This is a genomic window from Vibrio palustris, from assembly GCF_024346995.1.
Taxonomy (GTDB): Bacteria; Pseudomonadota; Gammaproteobacteria; order Enterobacterales; family Vibrionaceae; genus Vibrio; species Vibrio palustris.
In genome coordinates, this window is sequence record NZ_AP024888.1 from 454517 (window position 1) to 472917 (window position 18401).

At 41.5% G+C, this 18401-nt stretch carries 14 protein-coding genes; 11 read left to right on the forward strand and 3 right to left on the reverse strand.

Annotation, left to right across the window (positions count from 1 at the left end; genetic code table 11):
• Window positions 1-28: 28 nt before the first annotated feature.
• The gene (locus tag OCU30_RS14450) at window positions 29-451 is read left to right on the forward strand and encodes a GNAT family N-acetyltransferase (protein WP_077314357.1); all 423 of its coding nucleotides are present in this window, start codon (window positions 29-31) and stop codon (window positions 449-451) included.
• Between the two features lie 57 nt (window positions 452-508).
• On the opposite strand, the gene OCU30_RS14455 is transcribed toward OCU30_RS14450, so the two are convergent.
• The gene (locus OCU30_RS14455) at window positions 509-748 is read right to left on the reverse strand and encodes an RNA recognition motif domain-containing protein (RefSeq protein WP_077314356.1); all 240 of its coding nucleotides are present in this window, start codon (window positions 746-748) and stop codon (window positions 509-511) included.
• 271 nt (window positions 749-1019) lie between these two features.
• Here OCU30_RS14455 and OCU30_RS14460 point away from each other — a divergent pair, with 271 nt between their 5' ends.
• The gene (locus tag OCU30_RS14460) at window positions 1020-1313 is read left to right on the forward strand and encodes an ArsR/SmtB family transcription factor (protein ID WP_077314355.1); all 294 of its coding nucleotides are present in this window, start codon (window positions 1020-1022) and stop codon (window positions 1311-1313) included.
• 101 nt (window positions 1314-1414) lie between these two features.
• Here OCU30_RS14460 and OCU30_RS14465 read toward each other — a convergent pair whose 3' ends face one another.
• Window positions 1415-2323: an endonuclease/exonuclease/phosphatase family protein gene (locus tag OCU30_RS14465; RefSeq protein ID WP_159439127.1), complete on the reverse strand. Its 909-nt coding sequence runs from the start codon at window positions 2321-2323 to the stop codon at window positions 1415-1417.
• Between the two features lie 253 nt (window positions 2324-2576).
• Between OCU30_RS14465 and nrdD the strand changes: the two genes are divergently transcribed.
• The 8 genes from nrdD (at window position 2577) to OCU30_RS14505 (ending at window position 15254) form a co-directional block, all read left to right on the forward strand.
• Entirely contained in the window at window positions 2577-4697 is a 2121-nt protein-coding gene (gene nrdD / locus OCU30_RS14470) for an anaerobic ribonucleoside-triphosphate reductase (RefSeq protein WP_077314353.1), read from the forward strand.
• Between the two features lies 1 nt (window position 4698).
• Window positions 4699-5175 (forward strand): anaerobic ribonucleoside-triphosphate reductase-activating protein, encoded by a 477-nt coding sequence (nrdG, locus tag OCU30_RS14475; RefSeq protein WP_077314352.1) that lies wholly within the window; start codon window positions 4699-4701, stop codon window positions 5173-5175.
• Between the two features lie 579 nt (window positions 5176-5754).
• Window positions 5755-7287, forward strand: a complete 1533-nt coding sequence (locus OCU30_RS14480) for an AAA family ATPase (protein ID WP_077314351.1) — start codon at window positions 5755-5757, stop codon at window positions 7285-7287.
• Window positions 7284-8123, forward strand: a complete 840-nt coding sequence (locus tag OCU30_RS14485; protein WP_077314350.1) for an HNH endonuclease — start codon at window positions 7284-7286, stop codon at window positions 8121-8123. Before OCU30_RS14480 ends, OCU30_RS14485 begins: the two co-directional genes overlap by 4 nt.
• Before the next feature lie 124 nt (window positions 8124-8247).
• Window positions 8248-10248 (forward strand): ATP-dependent nuclease, encoded by a 2001-nt coding sequence (locus OCU30_RS14490; RefSeq protein WP_077314349.1) that lies wholly within the window; start codon window positions 8248-8250, stop codon window positions 10246-10248.
• 2 nt (window positions 10249-10250) lie between these two features.
• Window positions 10251-12017: a UvrD-helicase domain-containing protein gene (locus OCU30_RS14495; RefSeq protein ID WP_077314348.1), complete on the forward strand. Its 1767-nt coding sequence runs from the start codon at window positions 10251-10253 to the stop codon at window positions 12015-12017.
• 414 nt (window positions 12018-12431) lie between these two features.
• On the forward strand, window positions 12432-12962 hold the full coding sequence (locus tag OCU30_RS14500; protein WP_077314347.1) for a GNAT family N-acetyltransferase: 531 nt from the start codon (window positions 12432-12434) through the stop codon (window positions 12960-12962).
• Window positions 12963-13667: 705 nt separating this feature from the next.
• Window positions 13668-15254, forward strand: a complete 1587-nt coding sequence (locus tag OCU30_RS14505; RefSeq protein ID WP_077314346.1) for a BCCT family transporter — start codon at window positions 13668-13670, stop codon at window positions 15252-15254.
• Between the two features lie 209 nt (window positions 15255-15463).
• Here OCU30_RS14505 and OCU30_RS14510 read toward each other — a convergent pair whose 3' ends face one another.
• Window positions 15464-15835, reverse strand: coding sequence for a glutathione S-transferase N-terminal domain-containing protein (locus OCU30_RS14510; RefSeq protein WP_077314345.1), 372 nt, complete (start codon window positions 15833-15835; stop codon window positions 15464-15466).
• 461 nt (window positions 15836-16296) lie between these two features.
• On the opposite strand from OCU30_RS14510, the gene OCU30_RS14515 reads away from it, so the two are divergent.
• Window positions 16297-18231 (forward strand): M6 family metalloprotease domain-containing protein, encoded by a 1935-nt coding sequence (locus tag OCU30_RS14515; RefSeq protein WP_077314344.1) that lies wholly within the window; start codon window positions 16297-16299, stop codon window positions 18229-18231.
• Window positions 18232-18401 lie beyond the last annotated feature (170 nt).

Below are 18401 nucleotides of genomic sequence, written 5' to 3' on the forward strand. Positions count from 1 at the left end.
AAAGTTAGGTAATTCAACGAGGGATGTAATGACAATGGAATGGCTTCCTGCCGAAGATAAACACTTTGCTCGCGTGCTGACGCGTACCAATATGACGCCGTATTATGATAAATATGGCATCCATTGGGATGATGAAATGTTTGACGAGTCATGGCTGCATTTTGACAATTTCGAAATCTATAACAGTGGTCAACGTGTCGGTATTGTGCGCTTTAGTCATGACGACAACGCCGTGTATTTACGTGATTTGCAAATTGATGCGCACCATCAAAATAAAGGGGCAGGCGCGGCAACCATTCATTTTGCCAAACAGTATTGCCAGCAAGCGGCGAAAAGTGAGTTACGTTTGCGGGTGTTTTCTGATAACCCTGCGAAAGCATTATATGAGCGGCTCGGCTTTGTGACCGTAGGCACTGACGATTCGTTAATTCGTATGGCAACGCCAGTGTAACCTGTGAATGAAAAAGCCAGCACTGAGGCTGGCTTTACGCATTCTTATAGCAAGGCATTATTCTTGCGCTGCTTTCACTCGAATCTTATTACTTTTGATGAGTGCCATGTTTAAAGCATTCATAGCTTTAGTGGCTTCGTCTTTATCTGGCATTTCAACAAAGCCAAAGCCTTTTGAGTGACCAGAGTTTGCATCTAAGACCAAGTTACAGTGGGTAACATTGCCGTATTCTGAAAACAGAACACGTAAATCATGCTCAGAGAGCGTGCGCGCTAAATTGCGAACAAGAAGTTTCATAGAAAACCGTTTAATGAGTAAATTACCCGCGCATTATGTCACCTCACTTGTGGAAAAGCGACCGCTTATCTTATGGAATGTCGATTATCGACTCAGAGCCGAGCGTTTAACGCGATTTTTTCAGTTAGTGTGTCACTCGACAAGGAAAAATGGAATGTGATATCGATTCACAATGAGTAGTTACTAATGTCTTTTTAGCTAAATAAGTTGAAACTAATATTACAAGTCAGTATTGTACCGTTTTTTACTACTCTATGAGGGAGGTCTTCGGATGGAAGATCTGCAAACCATGCGTGCTCAATCGAAAGAAGTCTCAGAATGGCTGCGTATTTTAGCTCACCCAGAGCGTTTAATGGTGGTGTATCAATTAACCTCAGGCGAGCAAGGCGTCGGTGAGTTACTCAAACACTCGGCATTAAGCCAATCGGCATTTTCTCAGCATCTGACCGTATTACGTAACAACCACATCATTCAAGCTCGCAAGCGTTCACAGCAAGTGTTTTATTCGTTAGCTGATAACCGAGTAACGGATGTCGTGAATACCTTAAAGCATGTGTTTCTATAAGCCCTGTCGGGGATGAGTGAGTATATCGAGCCTTGTTTGCCATACGTTATTTACGTGATGGCAAAGTCGTGAGCTCGGTATACTCATTTTGGATCACTGCGTTATTTCGATACATCGCCCGTTAACCGAGTCACGACAGGACAATGATCCGACAAGTGATACTTGAGTACATCTTGACGGGTGAAATGCTGTTGCTCGGCGGAGCGCATAACAACATCACGGCTATGAATAATATGATCAACCAAGTGGCGATAGGTGACCGTTCGCGTTGGTAACGATGCTGAACGCGCAATACAACGAGACATGGTATAGCGGCTAGAAAGTATCGGTACAGGGGTGACATCCTGGGTAATACGCTTCCACAACCAATCGGTGGGGTACGCCAGTTGGTGATTGACATCCCCTAAAATGATATACGCTTGTTGTTGTAATACACGTTGTTGAATCCATTGATTAAGCGCAGCACCTTGCTGCTTAAGACGCCGACAACTGTGACTATTAGCATGATAAGCCGTGACACAGCCGGCTTTTAAATGTACCGACAGCAGGTGAATATCTTGTTTGGCCGTGTGCAACATAATATACGTGGCAAAGCGCAATTTACTGCGTGGCTGCTTAGGTAATAAATCCACATCTTGCGGATCGCTGACTGTTAGCCCTTTACGCACGGCAATGCCGGTATATTGATTCACCCCATTAAATTGGCGCGTTGCCGCATACTTTGCTTGGCGGCGGTCGGAAAAATACAGCTGGTATGTGGGCCCAACCACACGTTGCAGCGCTTCAGGACTATCGACTTCTTGAAAGGCGAGTATATCTGGAGAGTGGCGCTTCAGCACCGCTCGCATCGCGGCGTAATCAGTCAGCGTACGCGGTGTCGCCAACACAGAGGGAGAAAGGGTTAACCATTGCATGTTCCATGTCATAAGTGTCAACGGTTGTGCACAAACGGCTTGGCTGTATGCCATCGTTGCGAATATCAGCGCTAGCCAACGCCCCAATTTTCTCATAACAATTCTCATTATTTTTTTTATTGTGATGAGCGTAGCTATGGTGCGCTCGCTCGACAAAATCATTCATCGTAAAATACGACGCACTTGCCATAATTGGTGATGCCTTGTACGTGTGGTGACGCTTTTTGATCTATATCAAAACAGATTAAACCAGAGCCGCGTCTAATGTTTCCCTACATATAGTATCAAGAATGCCAAATATTACCACATCCTGTATTGGTTTATTGTCGCATTCTAAAAGGAGAACACAGTGGGACCAATAGTCATCAAGCGCGATGGATCACAAGCACCCTTTGATCCTGTCCGTATTCAAACCGCCGTTACCAGTGCTGCCCGTTGCCTGACCCCTGAACTAACTCACTACGCTGAGCTCGTGGCTCAGCGGATTACCGAGCAATGTGCCGCAAATGACCGTGTAGCAATTAGCGAGATTCAAACCAGAGTTGAAAATGAGTTAATGCAGGGCCCATACAAAGTGCTGGCGCGTGCGTACATCGAATACCGCCACGACCGTGATGTCGCCCGTGAAAAGCAAAGTGCCTTGAACCGCGAAATCGAAGGCTTGATTGAAGAAAGTAACGCCGAGCTATTAAATGAAAACGCCAATAAAGATGGGAAGGTGATTCCCACACAACGTGATTTATTGGCAGGCATTGTTGCCAAGCATTATGCCAAAGCGCATATCCTTCCTCGTGACGTTGTCACGGCTCATGAGCGTGGCGAAATTCATTATCACGATTTGGATTATGCGCCGTTTTTCCCCATGTTTAACTGTATGTTGATCGACCTTAAAGGCATGCTGACCGGCGGTTTCAAAATGGGTAACGCGGAAATCGAAACGCCTAAGTCTATCTCTACGGCAACGGCAGTGACCGCGCAGATCATCGCTCAAGTGGCCAGTCATATCTATGGCGGCACCACCATCAATGGTATTGACGAGATATTAGAACCCTATGTCAACGCCAGTTACCAAAAACATTTAAAAGTTGCCATTGAATGGGAGATTCCTCATCCGGAGCGTTTCGCCGCATCTCGCACTGAGAAAGAATGTTTTGATGCCTTCCAATCGTTGGAGTATGAAGTCAATACCTTGCATACCGCCAATGGGCAAACGCCGTTTGTCACGTTGGGCTTTGGGTTGGGCACTTCATGGTGTGCCCGTTTAATTCAGCAGTCGATTTTGAAAAATCGCATTGCTGGCTTAGGGAAAAATCGTAAAACCGCGGTATTCCCTAAGCTGGTTTTTGCCATTAAACCGGGGGTTAATCAAAGCCCTGGCGATGACAATTACGACATCAAGCAACTCGCACTAGAGTGTGCCAGCAAAAGAATGTACCCCGATATTCTCAATTATGACCGCGTGGTGGAGGTGACGGGCTCATTTAAAACCCCCATGGGTTGCCGCAGCTTTTTGAACCGTTATGAAGACAACGGTGAAGTGATCCACGATGGCCGCAATAACTTGGGCGTGGTTAGTGTCAACTTGCCACACATTGCCCTGCAAGCCCAAGGTGACCGTACTCGATTCTACGCATTACTCGATGACACCTTAGTCACGGCGCGTCGCGCGCTCGACTCTCGTATTGCCCGGCTTGAAAACGTGAAAGCGCGTGTCGCACCTATTTTATATATGGAAGGTGCGTGTGGCGTGCGCTTAAATGCCGATGATCCGATTGCCGAGATCTTCAAACATGGCCGCGCGTCTATTTCACTCGGCTACATTGGTGTACATGAAGTAATCAATGCGCTGTTTGGCACCAAGACTCATGTATATGACGATGAAACTCTGCGCCAAGAGGGAATTCGCATGGTGCAACATTTACGCAACGCTGTGGATGCATGGAAACAAGAAACCGGTTATGCCTTCAGTTTGTACGCCACGCCAAGCGAGAACTTATGCAATCGGTTTTGCTCGCTCGATGCCAAAACCTTTGGTGTCGTGGAGGGGGTAACCGACAAAGGGTATTACACCAATAGCTTCCATTTGGATGTGGAAAAAGCGGCTAACCCGTACGACAAAATTGACTTTGAAATGCCGTATCCTGTTCTCTCGAATGGCGGCTTCATCTGCTATGGGGAATTTCCTAATATGCAGCGCAATATCGAAGCGTTGGAAAATGTTTGGGATTATAGTTACCGTAAAGTGCCTTATTACGGCACCAATACTCCCATTGATGAGTGCTATGAATGCGGCTTTACTGGCGAGTTTACCTGTACCAGCAAAGGGTTTGTATGCCCGAAATGTGGTAATCATGATACCGAGAAAGTCTCGGTGATCCGCCGCGTATGCGGTTATTTAGGCAGCCCAGATGCGCGGCCATTTAACCTTGGCAAGCAGCAAGAGGTTCAGCGCCGCGTGAAGCACTTATAATATGAACTATCACCAATATCATCCCGTGGATGTGGTGAACGGCGAAGGTACACGTTGCACCCTGTTTGTCGCAGGGTGCGAACATCACTGCAAAGGCTGTTATAACCAATCCACATGGCGAGTCGACTCGGGGCACTTATATACGCCGGCATTAGAAGAACGCATTATTGCCGATCTTTTGGATACGCGCATTCAACGGCGCGGCTTGTCGCTCTCTGGCGGCGATCCGCTGCATCCTGCCAATGTCACCGCGATTGAACATTTAGTCACTCGGGTTAAACGTGAATGCCCAGATAAAGACATCTGGCTATGGACCGGATACACACTTGATCAATTGAGTGATTCCCAGCGCGCCATCACCAAGCACATTGATGTCCTCATTGATGGTAAATTTGAGCAAAGCCAATACGATCCAGAGTTACTGTGGCGTGGCAGTGCCAACCAAATCATCCACCGCTTTGATTTAAGTAAAAGCTAGTAGGGTGTTGGCGAAAAGCGACTTAGTGTTATAACGCATCTATTACGCTCCCGAACACCCAGAGCACACACATTACTGATATGCGTCAACGGCTAGATTGCATTAATTCACATGCTAACTTTGATCGACCTCAATAACCGGCTAATTTTCCGTAAGTTAGCGACGTTTTATTGAAAATACCGTAGGAGTATCATCAAGGATTTGGTATAAATATAAATGAAGTTGCTTATTGAGCTGAGGTGAGTCATCGACAGTAAAGCGAGCATTGGCCACGTATACGCATCTCGCTGCGAAGGTGATTGATAAAAGGGAGTATTTTGGCTGGTGGCTGGTAAGAAACTCTTTTATTATCAAAAAATAAGAATCGACAGTGTAGAAATAATGCGCTGTCGATAAATGACATAACGCGCCTGCTCATTTTTCCAATTTTGATTTTTGTAGATATAAGTAAAAATATATTATTATTCATAAGTTTAAAAGAGTTTTTGAGTGAATTTAAAAATGTGTAAACGCGCATGCGCACTATTAAAATGTTAGCCTCTTGTGTGAGCCAAGATATATTAATCGAATGGAATAGTTATGAAGTTTAAGGTTCTACCTGCTGGAAACAGCTGTCCAATTGATAAGCCAAACTATGCTTATTTAGTGACAGATAACTGGGATGACTGGTTTGAATTTTCAACGATGTATACGTTGATTTATGTAGATGGCGATCTAAATAAAAATAGAATTGGCTCGATTAAAATCGGCCAATTTGATATGGAGAAAGATCAAAGAAGGCCCAAAATACCTAATAGCTTCAGTGAATTAGGCGATGACTTTTTCTCGGTCGGTCAAGATGATAGTTTTTACGACGAATTAAACAAGCTAGGCGAAGAAACAAGGTCTCAAATACTTTCCGCCCTCAATGACATAGCTTTAGACGAAAACCTCTATGAGAAAGCAATTAAAGAGCGAGTTACAGGTACATCATTACTAAGGTCAGTAAGTCATACTTCAATCAAAGGACAATATAGAAGGCTTGCTAAAGGAGGCGTTCGATTATCTGAATACTCTTTCTTATATGAATCACCGAAAATGAAAGGCACTGAAGGTAGAAGGCTCAACTTGGCTTTTGAGGTGACGCCAGAGAGCAATCCCCCAACAAATATACATGTCCTTATCGGTCGAAATGGTGTTGGGAAAACCCATTTGATTAATAACATGATCAGCTCTCTTATTGATGAAGAATCCCCCACTTCTAAAGTGGGTGAATTTTCATCTCCAGATGAGTTTGAAGGGGAGCTTTTTTCTAATGTTGTATCAGTTACGTTTAGTGCATTTGATGAAACTGAGCCATTACCGGAGAAAAAGGATAAATCATCTGGAATTCAATTTTCCTATGTTGGCCTTAAAAGAGTAAAAAAAGGAAGCGAGAAAAACCTTCCCCCGAAAAGCCCAGTGATTCTTAAAAATGAATTTGTGAAAAGTATTTTGGCCTGCAAGGCAGGAAGCAAAATAGAACGTTGGAAAAGAGCAATAGAAAAGCTAGAGACTGACCCAGTCTTTGGCGATATTAACGTAGCATCTATTCTGAATAATGACGATGAAGATGATTTTAAAGATATTGCGGGAAGGTTATTCAAGAACCTGAGCTCTGGTCACAAAATTGTACTTCTTACTATAACAAGGCTTGTAGAAACAATCGAAGAAAGAAGTTTAGTTTTTTTGGACGAGCCAGAGGCTCATCTCCACCCACCTCTTTTATCTGCTTTTATTCGCTCTCTTTCAGATCTTTTAATAAATAGAAATGCAGTTTCAATAATAGCAACTCATTCACCCGTGGTTCTTCAGGAGGTACCTAGAAGTTGTACATGGAAGCTTTGGAGAAGCGGTCATCTATCAAAAGTTGAAAGGCTTGAGACTGAATCATTTGGAGAAAATGTAGGAATATTGACCAGAGAGGTTTTTGGATTAGAGCATACAGATTCTGGATTCCACAATTTACTAAACGATGCTGTTGATAAGTTTGACAGCTATGAGGCTGCAATAAATAGCTTTGATAGCCAATTGGGGTTGGAAGCAAAAGGTATCTTGCGTGCTTTATATGGTGTGAAGAGAACTAAGGCATGAAAAAATTAACCCGACCAAATGATGACGCAGTAGTTGTCTTTGAGGCATGTATCGACCGTGTTCGAAATGCAGATCTCAAGCACCGATTACAATCTTGCTCAGTAGAAGTTGGTGAAGCATCAGCTGAATTTGACCAGAAAGCCTCTGTGGCAGAGTTACATACCATTGAGGCCAAAGAAAGTGTAGCGAATGTAGTTTCAGTTGATGAGATGAAAAAGGTCTACACAGATCGAATGGCTAAAAAATTAGCCCCAGGTAGAGTTTACTATGATAAATTAATGTCACTGCCCGAGCATGGAAGGTGTCCTCTATGTTCTCAACGAGTTGTGTCTACATTAGATCATCATTTACCTAAAGCTCATTATCCGTCTTTAGCTGTATCTCCATTAAATCTTATTCCTGCTTGTCAGGATTGCAATAAAATCAAAAGTGAAGATATACCGCTAAATTCAGAGAAAGAAACACTACACCCATACTACGATGATGTGGAAGGTTTTTTATGGGTTAAAGCAAAATTAACAGAATCAGTCCCTGTTGTTGTGGAATTTTATGTCGAACCTCCTGATGATTGTGATGATGTATTAATAGAAAGACTCAAGCACCATTTTATCACTTTTGATTTAGCCGCCCTTTATTCTTCACATGCAGCCGAAGAGCTTGCAAATATAGAATTTATAGCAAGAAAAATATTCGAAGATAGCGGTAGTATTGAATTAAGGGAGTATTTAAGTGATATGGCAGACAGTAGAAAACAGGTGAGCATAAATTCATGGCAGGCGGCTTTTTATACTTGTTTGTATGAAAGTAACTGGTTTTGCCAAAACAGATTTCAATAAAAAAGGCTAACAAGTTGCAGCACGCGGATAAATTACTCGCTGCGCTCCTAATTTACCGGTGAGCAAAGCGTTATGTTTTTTTGGAATATCAGGAAGTCTGTTTCACTCGTTTTAAGGAAAAAGAATGAAAATAAAAAGCGCCCGTATAAAAAACTACAGGCTTTTAAAAGATGTCTATCTAACTCTTGCTGACAGGACAACCCTCATTGTTGGGCGCAACAATGCGGGTAAGACTTCTTTTGCTGAAATATTTCGAAGTTTTCTAAGTCAGTCTGGAGCTAAAATTTGTTACGAAGATTTTAACCAGTCTTGTTTAGCCGGCTTTGAGGTGGCTTTAAATGCCTTTATGAACAACCACACAGATGAGGAAATTCGCCACCTAATACCAACGATTGAGTTGGAACTTCGAATCGACTATAAGGATGATGAGGACGATTTCGGAGCTTTAGGTGATTTCATAATTGATCTTGACGATACATTATTCGAAACCTGTATATTAGTTTCCTATCAGTTGAAAGACGGAAAAGTTAAAGAATTTTTTCATAATTTGAATATAGAAAATCGTAAAAAATACTTTTCAGATTTACGAAGCCTTATCAACCAGCATTTCGAACCAGCGATATATGCGATTGAACCGACTAATGCAGACAATAAAGTCAGACTTGAGTTTTCAGCATTTAAGCGCTTGATATTGTCTGGTCTTATAAATGCTCAACGCGGCCTTGATGATGAAACACATAGTGAACGAGATGTTCTTGGTAAATCATTGGGAAACATATTTAAAAGTGCAAACAGTATTAGTGCGCCTGAGGAATTTAAAGCTAAGTCAGAAGAAATCAATAAAGTTGTAGAAGAACTGCAAGAAAAAGTCGATACCGATTTTCAGGAGAAAGTAAAATCGCTTTTGCCAACGCTGAATATATTTGGGTATCCCGGCCTGAAAGATCCAAACTTAAATGCTGCTACAGAGTTGAATGTAAAATCACTTCTGGAGAGCAACACCAGAGTGTTTTACGAAGGCGATGATCACTTTACTCTGCCTGAAACCTACAATGGTTTAGGTATCCGAAATTTGATTTTCATTCTCTTTCGGATTTATGAATACTTCAGAGAGTTTCAGTCGCAGTCCACTCCGCCGAAAGGACATTTGATTTTCATTGAAGAACCCGAAGCCCATCTACACCCGCAAATGCAGGAAGTATTTATACGGCAGCTTGAGGAAATAGTCGGAGAGTTTCAAAAACAACTTAATGACGGAAAATTGTGGCCAGTTCAGTTTGTGGTCAGCACGCATTCTTCCCATATTGCCAATGAGGTAGATTTTAGCAAAGTGCGTTACTTTTTATCCAAGAGTGGAAAAGAGACTAAGGTCAAAGATCTAGGAGAAGCGTTTGGCAGCTATGAGGTTAAAGCGGACAAGGAGTTCTTGCAGAAGTATTTAACGCTGACTAAATGTGACCTATATTTCGCGGATAGAGCAATTCTTATCGAAGGCGCGACTGAAAGAATTCTCCTGCCAGAGATGATCAAAAAAGTGGATGATACAAAACAGCGCGGTTTACGCAGAAAGTATATGTCTGTGGTCGAGGTAGGCGGCGCATATGCTCATCATTTTTATAAATTCATTGATTTCCTTGAGCTTAAGACTCTGTTCATTACTGATTTGGATTCCGTAAAGAAGACCAAGGGTAAGAAGAATACAACATACCCAGCTTCCTGTGTGAGTGAAGGTACACATTCAAGTAATGCAGGCCTCTCCAATTGGTTTGGTATGGAAGGATACGCAAGTTTGGGTGATATTTACGCCAAAGCAGAAAAGTCCAAAGTTTCAGGATGCCGTAGAGTGGCATTTCAGGTCAACGAGGATGAAAAAGCTATATGCGGGCGTAGTTTTGAAGATGCATTTATTTTGGCAAATACAAATCTGTTTGAATTACATGGTTTGGGAGGTGTAGAGCTAGAATATTCCGTTTTTGAAAGAGCTAAGAAAATTGGAAATGAAAGCAAGGCCAATTTTGCCATTGAGTATTCTATGGAAAAAACAGATTGGGCCGTGCCTAAATACATTTGTGAAGGGTTGGAATGGCTGGATAGCGATGATGCAGTCAAGGCTGAGGAGGTTTAGCAATGACAAAGATAAGCCCAGCAGAGCAGGCATCTATCGAGGCGTTGGAGCAGCTCAGAAGCTGTATCAATAAACACCAGTGCTTCCGTTTGGAAGCTGGTGCAGGTGCAGGTAAAACCTATTCTTTGATTGAGTCGATTAGGTATCTGATATCCAGTCGTGCAGACGAATTTTTAGGTAATCGGCAGCGAATTGCTTGTATTACATACACAAACGTTGCAAAGAATGAAATAAAGGATAGAACGGATCATCACCCTGTTATTTTCGCAGATACAATTCACGCATTCTGCTGGAATATACTGCAACACTATCAGGTAAAGCTCCGAGAACACCTTTCTGATCTTGGTAAAAAATGGCAACAGCGAATTGATGAGTCAGGAGGCATTAATGACCAAAGGGTCAAGTATGATTTAGGGTTTCCGATGATTAATGAGCGAGAGATTAGCTTGCACCATGACGATGTAATTACATTGATGGCTTGTATGCTTGCCTACCCCAAATTTCAGAAGCTACTAAAAAGTAAATTCCCAATAGTGTTCATTGATGAATATCAGGATACCAATATTAAGCTTGCGGAAAGTATTGTCACCAATCTAATAAATAATGATTCAGGTGTAGTTATCGGTTTATTCGGTGATCACTGGCAAAAAATCTATGGCTCCTCGGCTTGTGGTTTGATCTCTAGTGACAAAGGAAAAATAGTAGAAATCGGAAAGAGAGCAAACTTTCGATCAGACAAAAATATAGTCAGATGTTTAAACAGAATGAGGCCAGACCTTCCGCAAGCTGAATCAGACCCAGACTCTGAAGGAGTGATAAAACTTTTCCATTCTAATGATTGGGTGGGGATAAGACGAGATGGGAAAGGTGGTGGACACTGGAAGGACGATCTTCCAGAAGAGAATGTAAGAGAACATATAGAGAAAACGAAAGAATTAATGTGTAGAGACGGATGGGATTTATCTCCTGACAAAACGAAAATTCTGTTCTTAACAAACAACCTTATTGCTAGTGAGCAGAGCTTTAAAAATCTTTCAAATTGTTTTCGCTATACAGATGACTATCTCAAAAAGAATGATAAATATATCCAGTTTTTCCTTGAGGTGATAGAGCCCACTGCACTTGCATACGAGCAACAGCAATATGGTGAACTGTTACAAGTCAAAAAGAAAAACCAACCACAGTTGAAATGCCAAGCTGATAAAACAGAGTGGATGAATAATTTAGGGAAAGTAATGCACGCAAGAGCCAATTCTACTATTGGCGATATGCTGGATATTTTGATGGAAACTAAGATGCCTAGACTTTCGTCTAAAATCGAAGAGGCAGAAGAACGATATAAGCAGCTTATATCAAAGCCTAATGAAGAGCTGGAAGAGGATGAATCAAAATTTATTAATAAGTTAAATAAGTTACGCTCAGTAAAGTATTCAGAGGTCGTGAGTCTGAGTGATTATATCGATGAAAAGACACCATTTTCAACGCAGCACGGGGTGAAAGGAGCGGAGTTTGACAATGTACTTGTTGTTTGTGGTCGTGGCTGGAATCAATATAACTGGAACCAGATGTTAGAGTGGATGGATGAAAGCTATCCCAAAGATAAGCAAGACACATTCGAACGAAACCGCAACTTGTTTTACGTCAGCTGTTCGCGAGGCAAGCACAATCTATCTCTGCTGTTTACGCAGGAGCTGTCTGAAAAATCAATTGCGGAACTAGAGCGAATATTTGGTCAAGACAACGTGTTGGGTAATCCGTTTGGGGTTTAGGCTCTCCTTGGGTTTCCTCGGTTCTATTGATTTAGACAAAACATAACATATTGCTGCACGCGGATAAATTACTCGCTACGTTCCCAATTTTCCGGTGAGAAATAAACAAGGCACCCATACTATAAATAAGCCATGTTCTACGTGTCATTCTAGCATTTTATAGTGATGTAATATTTGCATCGGTTAGTCTTTCTTAGTTTTAAACGATGAGTTGATGATTTTTATCGAAATTTACGTTACGCAAGTCTAGTAAAGTTCGACTAATATTGTTTAGATAGCAAAAGCTTAACTAGTGAGTGGAGTGGCTAAGCCAATAGCTGTTGTGTTTTTGCTCCTTTTCGGCCCGCTTCGGTCTACACTTTGTGGTCGAATATGTTATCGGACTTTATAAACCTAGTTAAATGCGATATATAAATGCAAGATGAAAGAATAAAATTGGTTCCACCTTCGTTGCATTATACGGATTCAATGTTTAAAGCGATTAACGCAAGCAAATCAGAATTATCAACGTTTTTACCGTGGGCTACGTCATTACTCTCAAAAGATGACTTGAAAGGTAATATACAATGGGCTGCCAACAATTTTGAAAAATTCTCCGATGAATTTTGGTTTAATATTGTTGAGATAAATACTGAGGAATTTATTGGTGCGGTAGGTTTTCTTATTCGAGACATAGCCGTTCCTTATTACGAAATTGGTTATTGGTTAAGCACCAATCAAGTGGGTAAAGGGTATATTACCAGCGCGGTAAAATTGGTAGAGCGATATGCTTTTTTAGAGCAAAGTGCTAAGAGAGTCGAGATTAAAATGGCCAGCTCTAACTCAAAAAGTCAGGCGGTTGCAACACCTTGTGGCTATCAATTTGAAGCTCGGTTAGCTAATGCTCGTCGCTTACCATCCGGTGAGTTAGACGATACTTTAATTTATGTAAAAACGGATTTATAACGAACGTGTATCAATTATGAGGATACGGGAACACCGGATGAGTTGCTCCTCACTTGAGCGGGCGTTATATATAAATGTAATCGAAGAGTTGTCAATTAATTTATTAACATGATTATAAAGGAGATAGATAATGTTAGAAATTTTACAATACGCGACAAGTGGTTTTTGGGTATTAATAGGCTCGACCATTTTCTCTTGCTCGGTTTTGGTAAGCATCGGTTGGGTTATCAATGCTATTTTGTTAGGTTTGAGAGGTGAAAAGTGTTCTCCCGGGGAAGTCTTAAGCAAACTATTTTAATCTCGGTTTACTGGGTACTGTTTGAAGTTCAACTTATATAACGACGCCAAAAGGCGTCTTTTTTATTGCTTTGTTTCTTAAACGAGCGTGCTTCTATTTAATATCCTTGGTAACTGATTACTGCAATAGCGGTTGGTGTTGCGCTATTTGGCAACGCGCAACCTGTTGTCTTTTTGCAAAACGTCACCGAATTCAATCCATGTAAAACGTACTGATAACATACGTACACGATTAAATATTTGACCTTAATTAGTGTGTTTCTACCTATAATTTGTTGCAAATTAGTTAACTATACTGGTACTATCTAAAAAAATCGATTAGAGCACTAATCAATTTTTGTGAAATTTACGGATTTTTTGCTTTTCCGTTTTTAAAAAGCACAGAGAACTCATTATTGAGGCAATACCATGGATGAAGCTTCGTTTAAGAAATACAGTATAGAAACAACCGATTATCAGGTGGGGCAGGACAACGTACAAAAATGGGGTTTTGACGTACACAACCCGGTCTTTGGTATCAGCGCAGGGCTTATTTTACTTTTTCTCGGGTCACTACTTTTTATTGATCCAAACGTCGCTAAAGAGGCGTTGAACTCGGTTAAAAACGGGATTATTGAACAGTTTGATGGGCTATTTATGTGGTCTGCAAATTTCTTCGTAGTCTTTACTTTCGTCGTCATGTTATCTCCACTAGGTAAAATTCGTATTGGGGGTAAAGAGGCGGTCGCGGATCACTCTCGTGGCTCTTGGCTTTCTATGCTGTTTGCAGCTGGGATGGGGATTGGCCTGCTATTTTGGGGCGTCGCAGAACCGACGGCTTATTATACCGACTGGTGGGGAACACCTCTTAATGTGACGCCGCTAACGCCAGAAGCAAAATCGCTCGCGATGGGGGCAACAATATTTCACTGGGGTATCCATGGCTGGGCGATCTACGCGATTGTTGCTCTTGCGTTATCTTTTTTTGCATTCAATAAAGGTCTACCACTGTCTATTCGCTCGGTTTTCTATCCTATTTTTGGTGATAGAGCTTGGGGATGGCTAGGTCATATTATTGATATTATGGCGGTACTGGCTACGTTATTTGGTTTGGCAACGTCGTTGGGATTAGGCGCTCAGCAAGCGACAAGTGGCATTAATTATGTGTTTGGTACCGACGGTGATTTTGGTATGCAAATGGCGGTGATTGTCTTTGTTACGCTGATTGCGATCATTTCGGTTATCCGTGGGATAGATGGGGGCGTCAAGTTATTGAGTAATATCAATATGGTCTTCGCTTTTTTACTCCTCGTTTTTATTACTATTGTCAGCTTTGATATTGCGGTTGAATCTGTGCCTGCCACGTTCATGGCTTATATTGAAAACATTATTCCATTGAGTAATCCGCATGGACGAGAAGATGAAACATGGATGCACGGTTGGACAGTGTTCTACTGGGCATGGTGGATTTCATGGTCGCCATTTGTAGGGATGTTCATTGCGCGTGTGTCTAAAGGCCGTACGGTTCGTGAGTTCTTATTTTCAGTCGTGTTTGTTCCGACCCTGATGACGATTATTTGGATGGGTATCTTTGGCGGTATCGCCTTGGATCAAGTCGCTAATAAGATTGGCGATCTAGGTACGAATGGATTGACCGATATTTCTGTCACCTTGTTCCAAGTATATGATCAACTGCCATTTGGGCACATTATTTCGGTCATTTCGATTGTTCTGATTTTGATTTTCTTTATTACATCGTCAGATTCAGGCTCGCTTGTTATCGATAGCATCACGGCCGGCGGTAAAATTGATGCGCCAATACCTCAGCGTATTTTCTGGGCGTCTGTCGAAGGTGCGATTGCTGCTATGATGTTGTGGGTTGGCGGTACAGAAGCGCTGCAAGCGTTGCAATCTGGCGTGGTGACGACGGCTCTGCCATTTACCTTTGTATTATTGTTAATGTGTTTTAGTTTAGTCAAAGGACTGAAAACCGAATTGCCACTTTATACTAAGTAAAGAACGAACCGAGTTACATTTTGAAAAGACCAGCTAATGCTGGTCTTTTTTCATTAGGTAATCAGTGAATCACTGAGCGTATGATAAAGCGCACTGTGCAGCGCCACCGTTATCAATGTGCCCTTTTATTACTGTCTACAAGTGATTACTGTCTAAAAAAATAGCATCTGTTATCAGACGCTATTACATAGGGGAGAGCTCAACGATGCTTAAGCAAAGCGGTTTTCGAGGTAGCTGATGATTTCAGATGATTCATACATCCATTCAACTTGGCCATTTTCTTCAATACGTAGGCATGGCACTTTGATTCTGCCGCCTCCTTCCAGTAACTCTTGGCGATGCTTGGAGCCTACTGAGGCATTACGTTTTTCAATCGGTAAATTGAGTTTATACATGGCTCGACGAGTTTTAGTACAAAACGGACACGCCGAAAATTGATATAAAGAGAACTTGGTCAGCTCTTGATTAATTGCTTTTTGCTTTTCTGGAGCGCGCTTTTTTTTCGTGCCACGGGTAATGAGATCAACCGCGATGATCAGATAGCCTAGTAAGTTGCGGATGAAATTTATCAATATTTTCATGTAGATGCTCGCTTGTTCTCGTATAAAGTACATGGGGGAATGTCAAACTATGGTCATTCTAACGATAAAAAGCGCATGATTTAAGAGGGAAGCGAACGTATTTTTCGATTTTACTCTCGTAGGTTTGACGATTTGGTTTATTTTGGCGTGGTAGTGGCGATCAACGAGTCGGTACTCAAGAGTAACCGTGAGTACTGAGCCTTTAAACATCGATGGGTTGTTTGTATTTTTCGTCAAGGCGCATGTTATTTTTTAATGTATCAAAGCCATCAATTAGGGAAAACGCTTAAAATTTTATTATTTACTCAAATATTAATTATTTATTGATGTAAAGTCACAAATTTAATTCGTGCTAAAACATCATCATAGATTATCAAATGATTTTAGATAGAATACTCTGCTCAATATGATTTGATTAAATTATTAGTCAAATCATTTTTTTAACTAAAGAGAATGATTCTATGAGAAAAATGACTCTGGCAACATTATTGTTGCTTTCTTTTAGCAGTGGCAGTGCGTATTCCGCCATCCCTTACCATGGTAAGCATATAGAATATAAGCAGCCAAATGGTGAGGTTATTACGCTCGTTTTAGAGGGTAACGATTATTATGCTGAGCAACGGACGTTAGCAGGACGTTTAGTTATATATGATAAAGATTTAGAAGGCATGGCGTACGCTAAAGTTTCCAGTGATGGAAAGTCTCTTGTTTCGACACATGAATTAGCGTCACAAAAGCCAAAAAAACAGGGGATATTGAGCGCCTCAAAATTAGTGACGCAGCCACAGAAAGGGTTAACTAATAAAGCCAAGCAAAGTATTATTCGTAAAAATCGCGACGCACTATTAAAAATTAAAGATCCTAATGATTACTTACGCAGTTCGTTAAGTGTCCAGAAAAAAAACAGTACGCTATCTGGTGAAGTTAAAGGTCTAACGGTATTGATTAACTTTCCTGATGAAAAAAGCGCGATTGATCGCTCGCAAATTAATCGCTTTTTAAATGATTTAAATTATAAAGAGTTTGGTAATTTTCAATCGATTCGTGGCTATTTTAAATCTGTTTCTGGCGGTAAGCTTGATTATACCAACACCGTTACTACGTATTATACCGCTAAGCATAATAAAGCCTATTATACCGACCCAAATGTCGCATTCACCGTGCGTACGCAAGAGCTTATCCACGAAGCGCTTGATTGGTTAGAATATCAACAAGGCTTCGATTTTTCGACGTTGACGACTAATAATAATGGCCTAATTAAAGGCTTAAATTTCATGTATGCGGGGGAAAGTGATGGCGCATGGTCACAAGGCTTATGGCCACACATGGGCGGATTGAGTCCACGTTTTTGTGCCGATGGTGTGTGCACCGATCGTTATCAAATAACAAACATTGCTCAAAGCTTATCAATTGGTACGTTTGCTCATGAATCGGGTCACTTAATTGCAGATTGGCCTGATTTATACGATTATGATGGCAGTTCGCAAGGCTCTGTTGCTAGCTACGGTATTATGGGATATGGCGGTGTTGGCTATCGTTCTAAGTATCATCCCACCCCGCCAGTGGCGCCATTACGTGACCTAGTCGGGTGGGAGCAGACGACAGAACTCAACCCTGCTGTAAATGCCAACGCGCCCACCGGTGAAATTATAAGTCAATCTGGCGCTAATCAAGCGTATAAATGGAGCAATCCTAACAACGCGGCCGAATCATTTTATATTGAAGCTATCCATCGTAGCGGACAAAATAGCGAGCAACCTGGTTCAGGGTTGGCTATTTTTCATGTGGATGAAAACGGCGATCGAGACAACGAATGGCATCCTTACATTCAAATGGAGCATGCTGATGGTAATCGAGACCCTGAAAATAATGTCAATCAGGGAGATGCCAACGATGTTTACAAAGAATATGGTGAATTTACTGCGACACTGCCTAACGCATTAACATCTAAAGGGACGAACTCTTTATGGTGGAGTGGTCAGAAATCAGGTTTAAATATTAGTCAAGTCTCGCAACCGGCGCAATCAATAAGCTTTGTTTCTTCCCCTAATCAAGCGCCGAGCCAAGGTGGTAATGATAATACTGATGATCGGGTTATTGGTACTTATACGGGCAGTATTAACCAAGGCCAGAGTATTATTGAACCCAACGGCAGCTACTTTGAATTTAACGGCCAGACTGTGTTTGCAGGCTTAAACTCGACAGCTAATACCGACTTAGGACTGTTCCTATATCAATTAGTCAATAACCAATGGACATTAGTCGCGTCTGCACGAAACAATAACTCACAACCAGAAACCATTAGTTATTCAGGTGGTAAAGGATATTATTACGTGGTTATTTCGTCTTATTCTGGAACGGCCGATTACAATCTGACGATTGCGAAGCAGCAATAATTCAAGGTAAGAGTCCGTAATCAAATGTTACGGACTCTTTATTGAATACTTATTATTCAATGGTGACTATTAAACCTTTTTATTATTATGGTTAATGGGGGCTAAGGTTACCATTGGCTAAATATTATTCGAAAACAATAGCCTTATTTAAACTGGGCATATTAAATGTT